The organism is uncultured Cardiobacterium sp. (assembly GCF_938028825.1).
GTDB lineage: Bacteria > Pseudomonadota > Gammaproteobacteria > Cardiobacteriales > Cardiobacteriaceae > Cardiobacterium.
Map to the genome: position 1 here is coordinate 1 of NZ_CALIZP010000003.1, position 13,409 is coordinate 13,409.

At 61.6% G+C, this 13,409-nt stretch carries 14 protein-coding genes and 2 pseudogenes; 3 read left to right on the forward strand and 13 right to left on the reverse strand.

Going from position 1 to position 13,409, the window contains the following annotated elements; translation table 11 throughout:
* On the reverse strand, positions 1-1,523 hold a 1,523-nt coding region (gene gcvPA, locus Q0562_RS00070), incomplete at its 3' end, for an aminomethyl-transferring glycine dehydrogenase subunit GcvPA (protein WP_298639520.1).
* Positions 1,524-1,584: 61 nt separating this feature from the next.
* Complete coding sequence (gene gcvH, locus Q0562_RS00075; RefSeq protein ID WP_298639523.1) at positions 1,585-1,950, reverse strand: glycine cleavage system protein GcvH; 366 nt, start codon at positions 1,948-1,950, stop codon at positions 1,585-1,587.
* 130 nt (positions 1,951-2,080) lie between these two features.
* On the opposite strand from gcvH, the gene Q0562_RS00080 reads away from it, so the two are divergent.
* Positions 2,081-2,617: an adenylate kinase gene (locus Q0562_RS00080; RefSeq protein ID WP_298639526.1), complete on the forward strand. Its 537-nt coding sequence runs from the start codon at positions 2,081-2,083 to the stop codon at positions 2,615-2,617.
* A gap of 240 nt (positions 2,618-2,857) precedes the next feature.
* On the opposite strand, the gene grxD is transcribed toward Q0562_RS00080, so the two are convergent.
* From grxD to Q0562_RS00130, 10 genes are all read right to left on the reverse strand, one after another.
* Positions 2,858-3,184 carry a Grx4 family monothiol glutaredoxin gene (gene grxD, locus Q0562_RS00085; protein ID WP_298639528.1) on the reverse strand — a complete coding sequence of 109 codons (327 nt, stop codon included), beginning with the start codon at positions 3,182-3,184 and terminating at the stop codon, positions 2,858-2,860.
* A gap of 98 nt (positions 3,185-3,282) precedes the next feature.
* Positions 3,283-4,662 carry a PTS ascorbate transporter subunit IIC gene (locus Q0562_RS00090; protein WP_298639530.1) on the reverse strand — a complete coding sequence of 460 codons (1,380 nt, stop codon included), beginning with the start codon at positions 4,660-4,662 and terminating at the stop codon, positions 3,283-3,285.
* Between the two features lie 9 nt (positions 4,663-4,671).
* Positions 4,672-4,944, reverse strand: a complete 273-nt coding sequence (locus Q0562_RS00095; RefSeq protein WP_298639533.1) for a PTS sugar transporter subunit IIB — start codon at positions 4,942-4,944, stop codon at positions 4,672-4,674.
* Between the two features lie 105 nt (positions 4,945-5,049).
* Positions 5,050-5,436, reverse strand: coding sequence for a VOC family protein (locus Q0562_RS00100; protein ID WP_298639535.1), 387 nt, complete (start codon positions 5,434-5,436; stop codon positions 5,050-5,052).
* A gap of 172 nt (positions 5,437-5,608) precedes the next feature.
* Positions 5,609-6,478 carry an HpcH/HpaI aldolase/citrate lyase family protein gene (locus Q0562_RS00105; RefSeq protein WP_298639537.1) on the reverse strand — a complete coding sequence of 290 codons (870 nt, stop codon included), beginning with the start codon at positions 6,476-6,478 and terminating at the stop codon, positions 5,609-5,611.
* A gap of 120 nt (positions 6,479-6,598) precedes the next feature.
* Positions 6,599-7,777, reverse strand: coding sequence for an SEL1-like repeat protein (locus Q0562_RS00110; protein ID WP_298639539.1), 1,179 nt, complete (start codon positions 7,775-7,777; stop codon positions 6,599-6,601).
* A gap of 14 nt (positions 7,778-7,791) precedes the next feature.
* Positions 7,792-9,654 carry an MFS transporter gene (locus Q0562_RS00115; protein WP_298639541.1) on the reverse strand — a complete coding sequence of 621 codons (1,863 nt, stop codon included), beginning with the start codon at positions 9,652-9,654 and terminating at the stop codon, positions 7,792-7,794.
* Between the two features lie 55 nt (positions 9,655-9,709).
* Positions 9,710-10,264 (reverse strand): isochorismatase family protein, encoded by a 555-nt coding sequence (locus Q0562_RS00120; protein WP_298639557.1) that lies wholly within the window; start codon positions 10,262-10,264, stop codon positions 9,710-9,712.
* A gap of 5 nt (positions 10,265-10,269) precedes the next feature.
* The gene (locus tag Q0562_RS00125) at positions 10,270-10,785 is read right to left on the reverse strand and encodes a hypothetical protein (protein ID WP_298639544.1); all 516 of its coding nucleotides are present in this window, start codon (positions 10,783-10,785) and stop codon (positions 10,270-10,272) included.
* A 9-nt stretch (positions 10,786-10,794) separates the two neighbouring features.
* The gene (locus Q0562_RS00130) at positions 10,795-11,232 is read right to left on the reverse strand and encodes a histidine phosphatase family protein (RefSeq protein ID WP_298639546.1); all 438 of its coding nucleotides are present in this window, start codon (positions 11,230-11,232) and stop codon (positions 10,795-10,797) included.
* 142 nt (positions 11,233-11,374) lie between these two features.
* Between Q0562_RS00130 and Q0562_RS00135 the strand changes: the two are divergent.
* Positions 11,375-11,575 (forward strand): annotated as a pseudogene (locus Q0562_RS00135) (hypothetical protein); the annotation flags it as partial.
* A gap of 207 nt (positions 11,576-11,782) precedes the next feature.
* On the opposite strand, the gene Q0562_RS00140 reads toward Q0562_RS00135, so the two are convergent.
* Positions 11,783-12,496, reverse strand: a complete 714-nt coding sequence (locus tag Q0562_RS00140) for a GntR family transcriptional regulator (protein ID WP_298639551.1) — start codon at positions 12,494-12,496, stop codon at positions 11,783-11,785.
* Between the two features lie 414 nt (positions 12,497-12,910).
* On the opposite strand from Q0562_RS00140, the pseudogene Q0562_RS00145 reads away from it, so the two are divergent.
* Positions 12,911-13,366: pseudogene (locus Q0562_RS00145) on the forward strand (2-keto-3-deoxygluconate permease); the annotation flags it as partial.
* Positions 13,367-13,409: the final 43 nt, after the last annotated feature.

A 13,409-nucleotide genomic window follows, 5' to 3' on the forward strand; every position in this document is an offset into this window, starting at 1 on the left:
ATCATTTCGCTCGCCGCGTTCAGTTTCATGGTGCAGGAGCCGAGCGGGATCATGGCGCGGTCAAGGGCGAGGTCCCAGTCGCTCAGTTTGCGCAGGTAGCGCATCATTTCCGTTTCGCTGTGGTAGCAGTTGAAGGCGGGATGCGCGAGGTATGTGCTTTGCCGTACGGCAAAGGCGGGCAGGACGCTGTCTGCCGCAGCGAGGGAGATGTTGTCGCGCCCGGTGATGATGGCGGCGACGCGTTTGACTTCGGCCTCGTCGGTGCATTCGTCCAGCGAAACACCGATGCATTTGCCGTCGAAGCGGCGCAGGTTGTAGCCCGCTGCCAGCGCGCGTTTGTGGACGGCTTCGGTTTCCGCGCCGGTTTCGATGTGCAGGGTGTCGAAGTAGGCGCTGTCCACGACTTTGACGCCGTTCTTCGCCAAGGTGGCGGCGAGTTGCGCGGTGTAGCCGTGCACGCGTTGGCCGATGGCGCGCAGGCCTTCCGGGCCGTGCCAGGCGGCATAGAAGCCCGCCATGATGGCGAGGAGCGCTTGCGCAGTGCAGATGTTGCTGGTCGCTTTTTCGCGGCGGATGTGCTGCTCGCGGGTTTGCAGGGCGAGGCGCAGGGCGGGTTTGCCGTGGCTGTCCTGCGAGACGCCGACGAGGCGGCCGGGCATGGAGCGCTTGAAGCTGTCGCGGGTGGCCATGAAGGCGGCATGCGGCCCGCCGAAACCAAGCGGCACGCCGAAGCGCTGGCTGTTGCCGATGACGATGTCGGCACCCCATTCGCCGGGCGGGGTGAGGATGGTCAGCGCGAGGAGGTCGGTGGCGACGGCGACGACGCCGTTTTTGGCATGTACCTGTTTGACGAGTTCGCGGTAGTCGTTGATGCGGCCGTAGGTGTCCGGATACTGCACGAGGATGCCGTAGTAATCATCCGGCAGGGCGGCGGCGCTATCGACTTCGACGACCCGGATGTCGAGGTGGACGGCGCGGGTTCTCATCACGTCCACCGTCTGCGGGTGCACGCGTTTGTCCACGAGGAAGACGTCCGACTTCGCCTTGCTTTGCCGGTGCGCCAGCGTCATCGCTTCGGCGGCGGCGGTGGCTTCATCGAGCAGCGAGGCGTTGGCGATTTCCATCGCCGTCAAATCGCAAATCATCGTCTGGAAATTGAGCAGCGCTTCGAGGCGGCCTTGCGAGATTTCCGCCTGATACGGCGTGTAAGAGGTGTACCAGCCCGGATTTTCCAGCACGTTGCGCAGAATCACCGGCGGCACCACCGTGCCGTAATAACCCTGGCCGATCAGCGAACGGAACAGCTTGTTCTTGTTGGCGATTTTTTGCAGCGCCGCCAGCGCGTCCGGCTCGGTGAGCGGGGCGGGCAGCTTCGCCATCCCGTCCTTGCGGCGGATATCCGACGGCACGACCGCATCAATAAAATCATCCAGACTGGAAAACCCCAGCAGTTTCAACATCTTTTCCTGATCGGCAGGCGAGGGCCCGATATGGCGGGCGACAAATGGTGCAGGTGCAGACATGGCAAACCCCTTGGCAATAAAGAAAACACAGCGCCACTCGCGCGGCGCTGTCAAAAAGAAATTACTTCTGGGCGAAATCGCGGTAGGCGGCCTCATCCATCAGGCTGTCGAGCTCGGACGGATTGGCGAGCTTGACCTTGTACACCCAGCCGTCGGCTTCCGGGGAAGAATTGAGCAGGCCCGGCTCGTCAACCAGCGCCTGATTGACCTCGACGACCTCGCCGCTGACCGGATTCTTCACATCGCCTGCGGCCTTGACCGATTCAATCGTCGCCGCTTCATCGCCGACGGCGAGCACGCGGCCGACTTCCGGCAACTCGATGAAGACAATATCGCCCAAGGCATCCTGGGCAAAATCCGTGATGCCGATTGTGCCGATACCGCCATCAACGGCAATCCACTCATGATCTTCTGTAAATTTTTTCATAAGACACCTCATAAAATAAACACGCTTGTACAGAAAGCAACAGCATTCTAACACAGGAAAAACATAAAAAAACACGTAAATCCTGTGCTACCCTAACCGCCGTTAACCCCACGAACCATAAGGAAAAAACATGAACATCATCCTGCTCGGCGCCCCCGGCTCAGGCAAAGGTACCCAGGCCGCCTTCCTCATCGACAAACACGGCCTGACCCATCTCTCCACCGGCGACATGCTGCGCGCCGAAATCGCAGCCGGCAGCGACCTCGGCAAACAGGCCAAAGCCATCATAGAAAGCGGCCAGCTCGTCTCCGATGAAATCGTCATCGCCATGATTGCCGCCCGCCTCGGCGACAAGGGCGCGCTCTTCGACGGCTTCCCGCGCACCATCGCCCAGGCCGAAGCGCTGGACAAACTGCTCGCCGGGCGCGGCAGCCAGATTGACGCCGTCATCGAACTGCAAGTCGGCAACGAAGAAATCGTGCAACGCATGCTGGCGCGCGGCCGCAGCGACGACAACGAAGCGACCATCCGCCAGCGCCTCGCCGTCTTCGAGGCGCAGACAAAACCGCTCACCGCCTACTACCGGCAACAGGGCAAACTGCGCAGCATCGACGGCAGCGGCGAACTCGCCGCCATCAGCGCCCGCATCGAGGCGGCGCTGCCCTGAGCGGAAAACGCGACCGGACTGACGTCTTCCCGCCACGCGCGGGGTAATACCACAACAAAACGCCCCTGCCGGTAGCGGCAGGGGCGTTTTGTCGAGGCGCTGAAAAAATAAGGGGCTACGCGGACTACAAGCCCGCCCGGCGGCAGATGATGGCCTGATTTTGGCGTTACAGGGACGCCGGGCGGCCTTGTGCCAGCCATGCGCCGTAGCGGCGATCGATGACGACGGCGGCACCGTATTTCATGCTTCGTCCGGCCATTCGATGTCTTTCAGCAGTTCGGCCAGCTCGCCCGCCTGGTGCATTTCGCTGATGATGTCGCAGCCGCCGATGAGTTCGCCCTTCACCCACAGTTGCGGGAAGGTCGGCCAGTTGGCGTATTTCGGCAGCTCACTGCGGATTTCCGCGTCTTGCAGGATGTTGACGTAGGCAAACGGTTCGCCGACTTCTTTCAGGCAGGTAACGGCCTTGGCGGAGAAGCCGCACATGGGAAAGTCCGGCGTGCCTTTCATGTAGAGCAGGACGGGGGTGGTGGCGATTTGTTCTTTGATGCGTGCGATGGTGTCCATCGTGGTGTTCCTGTGTAGTGTAAAGGGAGGCGGCATCTTAGCAGAGATGCCGCGCAAGAAAGCCCCGCCGGAGCGGGGCCGGGTGACATGGCAGCGGGTTATGCCGCCGGTTTGTCGCCCGCTGTGGCGGCGGGTTTTTCCGGCACAAGGTAGTTGTAGGCGACGAGTGCCGCGACGATGCCGACGACAAGCGCGGTGATGGCGAGCTGCCCCGTCTGGCTGATTTTGCCGAGGATGATGCCGACGACGCCGAAGTCGGTGTCGGAGAAGGTGGTGCTGGCAAATTTCAGTTCGCCAAGCACGGAGAGCAGCCACACCGGCAGGAAGGTAATCAGCACACCGTGCAGGAAGGCACCGGTGATGGCACCGAGGCGGCCGCCGGCAGCGTTGCCGAAGACGCCTGCGGTCGCGCCGCAGAAGAAGTGCGGCACCACGCCGGGCAGAATCAGCACCCAGTTCAGTTTGCCGAGGACGAAGAGGCCGATGAGCCCGCCTGCGAAGCTCGACAGAAAGCCGATGAGGACGGCGTTCGGCGCGTAGGGGAAGACGATGGGGCAGTCCAGCGCGGGGCGGGCGTTCGGCACGAGTTTTTGCGAGAAGCCGGTGAAGGCGGGGACGATTTCCGCGAGGATGAGGCGCACGCCTTGCAGGATGATGAAGACCCCGGCGGCGAAGGTGATGGCCTGGATGACCGCCCAGACGAGGAAGTTCTGCCCGTTCGAGAATTTTTCCTGCTGCACGAAGTTCTGCCCGGCGGCGATGACCAGCACAAGGTAGATGACCATCATGGTAATGGCGATGGAGACGGAGCTGTCGCGCAGGAAGCTGAGGTTCTTCGGCAGATTCATTTCTTCGGTGGAGCGCGATTTCAGCGGGCGCAGGGCGCGGCCGACCGAACCGGCGAGGACATAGCCGACGGTGCCGAAGTGGCCGAAGCCGACTTCGTCGCTGCCGGTGATGTCGCGCATGAAGGGCTGGGCGATGTAGGGGAAGAACGCCATGACGAGGCCGAGGGTGAGCGCGCCGACGATGACCAGCAGCGCGCCGCTAAATCCCGCGACGACGAGGATGACGGCGATCATGCAGGCCATGTAGAAGGTGTGGTGCCCGGTGAGGAAGATGAATTTCAGGCGGGTGAAGCGGGCGATGGCGATGTTCGCCACCATGCCGAAGGCCATGATGAGCGCGGTCGCCGTGCCGTATTGTTGCAGGGCGGCGGAAACGATGGCTTCGTTGTTCGGCACCACGCCCTGCACATGGAAGGCTTCCTGAAAAATCTCGCCGAGCGGGTTGAGCGAGCCGAGCAGCACCGCCGCGCCACCGCTCAGGACGATGAAGCCGAGGATGGTCTTGATGGTGCCCTTGATGACATCGGCGGCGGGTTTTTTCTGCGCCAGCAGGCCGATGAGGGCGATGACGCCGACCAGCACGGACGGCACTTTGAGAATATCGACGATGAAATCAAGGATGGCTTTCATGGCGCGCCCCTAATCATGGTGGAAATACACGGCCAGCTTTTGCTCGAATTCGTCGGCGCTGACCAGGTTGTTGATGACGATAATCTTGCTGCGGTCAATGCTGGAACTGTCGACGATGTCTGCCCCCATCACGAAGAGGTCGGCGTCGCCGCTGGCGGTGATGGAAAGGTCGGAATGGCCGACTTCCGCTTCAATGCCGAGTTTGGCGAGTGCCTTCTTGATGTTCATCTCCATCAGGAAGCTGCTGCCGAGACCGTGGGCGCATACGGCGAGGATTTTCATAAAGTTGTCTCCTGTTTGAAAGAAAAAAGAAAGCGGGTACGCGTGTGAATCACGCGTGGTTTCCTGAATATGATAGCGGAAGACTCCCCAGGTTTGCGCGGATTTTCACACGGTAATTTCCAGCAGGTTGCCGTCCGGATCGGCGACGACGCTTTCGTAATAGCCGTCGCCGGTGGTGCGCGGCCCGCTCAGGCAGGGATAGCCGTCCGCCACGAGCCGCGCCGTCAGGCTGTCCACCGCCTCGCGGCTGCCGGCGCTGAACGCCAGATGGATAAAACCCGTGCGCAGGATGCGCTCGCCGCCGTCGGCGATATCGGGGCGGGTCATCAGTTCCAGCCGCGTATCGCTGCCGGGGAAGCGCAGGAAACAGGTTTGCAGGCCGGTTTTCGCGTTGTGATAGCGGTCGTTGGCAGTGGCTGCGAAGTAGCGTTCGTAGAACGCGCGGGCGCGTTCCAGGTCGGCGGTGTAGAGGGCGATGTGGTCGATTTTCATGAGATTTCTCCGGTGTATAGTCGTTTCAACTAGAACTGATATGGTGTTGGCGCGCTTTGCCGTACTAGTTGTACTGTCTGCGGCGCGCCACCTTGTCTCAATCCTATCTGAAACGACTATAAACAAATGTCGCGGGCAGGCGGGAAACCCGCACCGCACTGCCCGCTGCCGCTCAGGCGGCGGGAAAAGCCCTGGCGCGCTGCACGATGGCCTGCGCCCAGTTGCGGTGCACGGCGGTTTCCTGCATCGCGCCGCCGGCGCGGAACACGGCGGCTTCACTCGCGAGGATTTGCTGCGCGAGGTCGCGTTCTTCCTGGCTGACGCGATATTCCCGCTCAATCACCGCCACCTGCGCGGGATGGATGGCGCTTTTGCCGGTGAGGCCGTGGCGCAGGTCTTCCCGCACTTCCTGCGCGAGGAGGTCGGGGCGGTCGAGGTATTCGAAGACGGGAGCGGAGAGGAGGTAGCCTGCCGGTTTGCAGAGGCCGACCAGGCGGTCAATCAATGTGCCGAGCGGGCTGGCGTAGAGGGTGGCATCGGGCGGGCGGCGCAGGTGCAGCTGGCTCAACAGGTCGTTGCCGCCGATGCGCAGGCAGAGGATGCGCGCGCGCCAGCCGTCGCGGTCGAAGGTATCCAGCAGACGCAGCACTTCGCTCTCCCGGTAGGTTTCCTGTGTTTCCAGGGTCGGCATCAGGCGGAAAGCCGTATCCAGCAGCGCGCGGTAGTCGCCGAGGCTGGCGGCGGTGATTTTCGGCAGGACGAAGCCGTGGATGCGCCCGATATGCGGCATCGCCAGCACCTGCCGCATCACGTCCGCATCGCGCAGGCGGATGAAGCGGTGGCGTGGGCAGTCGTCCGGCGTGGCGGCGAGCGCGGCAGCGAGGTTGGCCAGCGCCTGCGGCAGGTCGCGCGCAGCCACACTGTCTTCGGTGCAGTAGATAAGCGAGCGCACGCCGGACAGTTTGTCGCCGCGCGCGATGGCGACCAGCTGCGGATGGGTCGCGGGGACGTAAAGGCAGGCGCCGAGTTGGTGGGCGTTCATGGACGGCTCCGGGTGTGAGTGGCGGCGTGATGCTAAGAGGAAGACAATGGGCGGGTCAACCGTGCATTTTTATACACAAGAAAACCCCGCCAAGCGGCGTGGTTGCGGGCTTTGTCAGTTTTATTTGCCGAGTTGCTGCAAGGCTTTTTTGGCGCCTTCGTCGCCTTGGGCGGCGGCTTTTGCAAAGTATTCGCGGGCTTTGCCGATGTCTTTCGGCACATCTATGCCGAAATAATAGAGGGCGCCAAGATTAAACAGCGCCTGAGCATCATCTTGAGCGGCGGCTTTTTCAAACCACTCACGCGCTTTGCCGTAATCCTGCGGTACTCCTTGTCCGTCCCGGTACAGGACACCGAGGTGGTATTGTGCCCGCGCATGGTCTTGGGCTGCGGCTTTTTCCAGCCATTTGCGCCCTTCGTTGATGTCCTGCGGCACTCCTTTGCCCTGGTAATAGAGGATGGCAAGGTTATATTGGGCTTTGGCATGACCCTGAGTCGCGGCTTTTTCATACCACAGCCGCGCTTTGCCATAATCCTGCGCCACACCATCACCGTTGTCATAAAGGACACCGAGGTTGTATTGAGCGTGCAAATCCCCTTGGGCAGCCGCTTTTGCAAACCACTCACGCGCTTTGCCGTAATCCTGCGGCACACCCTGCCCTGTAAGGTAGAGTTCGCCCAGATTGTATTGCGCATCGGCATTGCCTTGTTCAGCGGCTTTTTCGTACCACTCGCGTGCTTTGCCGATGTCCTGCGGCACACCTTGTCCTTTGTCGTAAAGCGTGCCGAGATTGTACTGGGCATCAACGATGCCTTGGGCGGCAGCCTTTTCCAGCCATTCGCGCGCTTTGCCGTAATCCTGCACTACGCCCTGGCCGTGGTAATAGAGCTGGCCGAGGTTGTATTGTGCGGCGGCATCGCCTTGGGCAGCGGCTTTTTCCAGCCATTCCCGTGCTTTGCCATAGTCCTGCGCGACGCCCTGCCCTTCTTTGTAGAGGAGGGCGAGGTTGTTGGCGGCAGAAGCGTTTTCCTGTGCAGCGGCTTTTTCCCACCATTCACGTGCTTTTCCGTAGTCTTGCGCTACACCTTGGCCGTTGTAGTAGAAGTAACCGAGGATATGTTGCGCGTCTGCATCGCCGGCCTCCGCGAGGGTTTGCCATTTTTCCCGCGCGGTGGCGTAGTCCTGCTGTTGGTAAGCCTGTTCGGCGGCGCTCTTCAATGCTTCTTTTTCGCTGTCGCTCAGGGCATGGGCGGCGCTCGCGGCGAGAAGGAGGGCAACAAGACAGAGGGTTTTGTGCATGGTGGCTTCCTTGTTTAGGGTTGTGTTTTGTGCTGCGCCAGCAAGGCCAGCGTCTTTTCTTTCAGCGTTTCAGCATCGGTTTCCGGCGGCAGCGGCGCGCCGATGAGGACGTCGATACGGGCGAACCATTTGCGCGGCCCGCCCTTCATCAGCCCGCCCGCGTGCGAGAAGAGGCTGCCCCAGAGGTTGTCGATGGCAACGGGGATGACCGGCACGGGATCGCGTTCCAGCATTTTTTCGATGCCGCGTCGGTACACGCCGATTTCGCCGTCGCGGGTCAGTTCGCCTTCGGGGAAGATGGCGACGATGTCGCCGTCGGCGAGCGCCGTGTGCACGTCTTCAAAGGATTGGCGGAAGAGCGCGGCGTCTTCGCTGCGCCCAGCGATGGGGATGGCGCGCGCGCTTTTGAAGATGTAGCGCAACACGGGGATGCGGAAGATTTTGTAGTACATGATGAAGCGCAGCGGACGGCGGATGGCGACCATGAGGATGAGCGCATCCATGTAGGAGATATGGTTGCAGGCAATGATGGCCGCGCCGCTGCGCGGGATATTGTCCCGCCCTTCCACGCGCAGGCGGTAGCAGCAGGCGACGATGAGGATGACGAGGCAGCGCATGATGAATTCCGGAACGACGGTGAAGATGTAAAACGAGATGGCGAGGTGTACGCCGAGCAGGAGTGCGATGAGCGCTTGCAGCGACCAGCCGAAGACGCTGAGGATAATGATGGAGAGGACGCTCACCAGCACGAGGAAGAGGGCATTCAGGATGTTGTTCGCCGCGATCATCTGCGATTTGTGGCCGCTTTCGGCGCGGTGCTGGATGATGGCGTAGAGCGGCACGGCGTAGATACCGCCGCCGAAGGCGATGGCGAAGAAGGAAAGTGTGGTGTGCAGGAAGCGCGGGTCGTGCAGGAAGGTGCGGAAGGTATGCAGCTCGCTGAGGGCAGGATTGGCGCTGATGGTGATGACACCCGCCATGCCGGCGGCGAGGATGAAGGCGCCAACGGGGACAAGCCCTGCTTCAATTCGCCCACGCGCAAGGAAGTTGCTGAGGAGCGAGCCGATGCCGATGCCGACGGAGAACAGCACCAGCAGGTAGGTGGTAACTTCCGGGCCGCTGTTCAGCACTTCTTTGGCGTACTGCGGGATTTGCGTCAAAAGCGCACCGCCGAGCAGCCAGAACCAGGAGATGGCGAGGATGCACTGGTAGATGGTTTTCTGCTGGTAGGTGTAGGCGAGCAGGGTTTTGGTCTGCTGCCAGGGATGGAACGGTGGCAGGGCGCTGCGGTCGGTTGAGCCCTGGGCGGCGGGGATGAGGTAGGCACTGATAAGCCCGATGGTGACGGCAGCGACCATCGCCGTGTACAGCAGCGGGTACAGCGATTCGCGCGCAACCAGCGAGGCGCCCGCCAGGGTGCCGCCGAGAATGGCGAGGAAGGTACCTGCTTCGACGAGGCCGTTGCCCAGCATCAGTTCTTCTTCGCGCAGTCGTTCCGGCAGGATGCCGTATTTCACCGGCCCGAAGAAGGTGGATTGCAGACCGAGCAGACAGAGCACGGCGACCATCAGCGGGATGAGGTCGAAGACGAAGGCGACGATGCCGACGGCCATGATGAACACTTCCAGCCATTTGATACGCACGATGAGAAAGCGCTTCTCGAAGCGGTCAGCCAGCAGGCCGGACCAGGCGGAGAAAAGGAACATTGGGAAGATGAAAAGCGCCATGCTCAGGTTGGTGTAGAAGCTGAGGGTTTTGCTGTCGCTGAGGCGCAGGGTGAGGTACACCAAAAGCGCGTTTTTGTAGAGGTTGTCGGTGAAGGCGCCGCCAAACTGGGTGATAAAGAACGGCAGGAAGCGTCGGGAAAAGAGGAGCATGGGGGATTCCAAAGTAGGGTGGGTCTCGGCCCGGCAAGCGGTAGAGGAAATGGCGTTATCTTTTTTGGGCGACACCAGCAGATTCAGGGGCAGCCTGCCAGGCGGTGATAATGCTGTCGCTGCGGCGGACGCGGACAGGGTTGTCCGGCAGGATGAGCTGCGCCCAGAGATCGTTGTAGTAGTCAATGAGCACATCCGCCGCAATAGGCGGGCGGTCGCCGGTGGTGTGGGCATCAGCGGCGACCGTCACGCGGTAATCCAGCGCGGCTGCCGCCTTGATGGTGCTGTCCACACAGTAATCGGTCGTGCAGCCGCAGATGGTCAGGTCGCGGCTGTGCCACTCAGCCAGCGTAGCGGCGAGCGCGGTGCGGTAAAAGGCGTTGCAGGCAGTCTTGTCGAGATACACCGCAGCAGCGGGGACGTGCAGTTCCGGCAATAGCTGCCACGCCGCGCTGCCCGCCGGCAAATCGTCGTCCGTATGGCGGATGATGACGGTATGCGGGGCAGCGGCCATCAGGCGGTTGATGTTGCCAACGACCGCCGCGCGCGCATGACGTGGCGTGGCGAACACGCCGTTTTGCATATCGATGACGAGCAGGGCGTCGCGCATCGGCTTCACTTACCTTTCTTCTGCTTCGCCGCCGGTTTGGCCCCCGCCCGCGTACATTCCGTCGGATTGTCGCGTTCGTCGTGCATATTAAGCTGCTGCTTGTCGGCCTTATCAACGGTCAGCGAAACCGCATCGCCCGCCTTCACACCGCGCAGTACGCCAAACATCTTCGCTTCAAACGCCGCCACATCGGGTTTTTCGTCCAGCATCTTCTGAATGCGCGGCGGCATTGCCCGCTCGACCGTGCTTTTTACCGTCTCCACGCGCAGCACGCCGTCTTTCAGCGTCCACGTTTCTTCATTGTGCGTCGTGTATTGCAAGAGGCCGTCGCGGATGAAGAAGATGGTGGTGCCGTCGCTGGTGGTGGTGCCATCGGCATTAAAAATGCGCACATCGTCAATCTTGGCATTGATTTCCGGATACGAGGTGCTGCACGACCAGCGGCCAAGCAAATCCGCTTCGCCGAGTGCGGCGGCAAACGGGGCGGCCAGCACCGCCAGCAGGGGGAAAAGAAAACGCATAAGAACTCCTTAGCCCGTCACGGGTTGTGGTTGGAAAGAATCACACAGCTGCCAGTTCTCGCCGTCATCACCGGTAAAGACCAGCACCATGCCGTGATTAAAGGGGTAATAGCCGCCGGTGCGCAAGAGATGCGCGCCGAGCTGGCCGATCCACGGTAAATGACCGACGGCGATGAGATCGCTCTCGCCGCGCTCAACAAGAAAATCATAGACGCTCATCGTCGCCTTGCCCGGATTGAGCGCGGCCACTGCCTCGCTGGGGAAGGGATAATGCGCCGCCGTCTCGATCGCCCGCCGCGCCATCGAGGTGAGGATAGGCAGATTGGGGTAGTGCGCGGCGAGCCACTGCCCGCCCTGCGCCGCCTGCTTGTGCCCGGTCGGGTCGAGCATGCGGTCATAGCCGTTAAAACTGTTGGCGCTGGCATGGCGCCAGAGGATCAGTTGCATACAAACTCCTGCCGCAAGCGGCGTGATGAGAGGAGGCTAGTATAACGGGCAGGTAAAGCGCGTGGTTGTCCCGCCCGCCTACGCCTCTGCCGGCGGCACTTTGCCCAGCATCCGCTGCTGCTGCGCCACCACCCGCGCCGCCATGTCGCTTATCGCCGCCAACGGCCTGTTCATCCTCCTGCCCTGCGCCTTTTCCCTCTATGACCGCGCCGCAGCAGGGCAGTTTGATGCCATCTTCTACGCCGTGCAGACGCTGGAACTGCTGGCCGGGGCGACCAACCTGGCCCTCCTCGGCCTGAGCATGCGCGACGGCTTTGCCATCCGCCGCCCGCACGCCGCCTGATTCCGAGCCCTGGAATTACGCCGGGAAGGCGGCACGCCGAAGACGGTACAACTAGTGCGGAGAGACGCACCAACATTCGCAGATTACTTAAGCGCCGCCCAGTGAAAAACCGCCTCACGGGGCGGTTTATGCGGGTACCGGGAGCCGGAGTTCCCCTGCCCGGCGACTCTCCAAACCGTACGGCGGACTGAAATCCCCGGAAGGTTCTCAACCCGCCACTTTGCCGTTGAAGCGTTCCAGCTGGAACATCACCCGGTCGCCCCGGTGCCAGGTGGAGAAGATTTCCACCGCTTCATCGTGTTCGTCGTAGGTAGTGCCGCTCAGGAGCAAAAGCGGCGCGCCGGGCGAAACGCCGAGCAGGCCGGCCATCGGGTCGGCGGCGGGTACGGCATAGACGTTGCGCAGGGAGCGCAGCAGGTTGATGTGCGCGCGGGTTTTCATCAGTTCGTGCAGCGAGGCGTTTTCCAGCACTTCGCGCGGTAGGTGCCCGGCCAGCACCGGCGGCAACCAGGTTTCGATAAGCGCCAGCGGGTAGCCGTAGCCGCTGCGCAGGCGTTGCAGGTGCAGCGCTTCCCCGCCCCAAGCGGGCGGCGCTTCTTCGTAGGACACCACGCCCCAAGCGAGGATTTCCGTCTGCACGGTCGCGCCGGTTTCTTCGACTTGCAGGCCGAGGCCGTTCAGCGATTGCACGATGCGGCGGATGCGGTTCACCGGCAGGACGAAACTGCCTTTGCCGCGCGCTTTTTGCACCAGTCCTTCTGCTTCCAGGGTCGCGAGTGCCTGCCGCACCACCGAACGCGAGACGCCGAAGCGTTTTTGCAGTTCGGCTTCGGATGGCAGCGGACCGTGCAGCAGTTCGGAATGGATGTCGCGGCGCAGGCTGTCGGCGACGGTGGCGTGCAGGGGTTGGGTGGTGGACATGGGCTCTCCTGAGCGGGATTGTGGGAACTGCATTGTAACGCGCCCACTTGTGGGGGCGACGGGCGTAGGCACCACCAAGCGGCACGGTTACCGGGCCCGCCAAGCGGCGTAAACACTAGCCCCGTCAAGCGGCGTCGTTGCCGGGTTTGTCGTCATCGCAAAAAGCAGGTATCGCCTGCCCGGCAGGCTGAAGTCCACCCTACGCCCGGCAAGCGGCAGGGTGGTGCGGTGCTTTGTTTATGGTTTTTTTCTGCGGGCGTCGGCTACGCCATCGCTTTGTTTTTGCAGCTTTCTTTCCATTACCGCCACATCGCGACTGGTTTTTTGCGTTTGCCGCATTGACTTTTGTCACTCTTAGAGGTAATTTCAACTTGTACGTACATGTTGTTATTCCTTTTGCCTTTGGAGGTTGCCATGTCTACCCGTCCGGATGCTACGCCGCGCAGTATTGTTCCGCTGTATGACTGGATGAACCGTCTGCCCGGCGGGGCGATGGTGATTCCGCTGGTGCTTGGTTCGCTAGTCGGCACGTTTGCGCCGGAAGCGTTGGGCATTGGCTCGTTCACCACAGCCTTATTCAAGAATTCCGCCGCGCCGCTGATTGCATTGTTGATTTTTGCGACCGGGATGCAGATTACCCTACGCAGTTCCGGACCGGTGCTGGCGCATACTGGGGTGGTGTTACTCTGCAAGACGCTGCTACCCGCCTTGCTTGTCACCCTGCTTGGCCTGGTGGTCGGACGGGACGGCATCGCTGAGGCGTCGCTACTGGCGCTCCTGACAATTGTCGCCAATTCCAACGGCGGCATTTGGCTGGCATTCACCGGCAAATACGGCGATTTCCGTGACCGGGGTGCCTATATAGCTAATGGATTTCATTTTTCATACAGATCCTAAATAGCTTGTCGATATC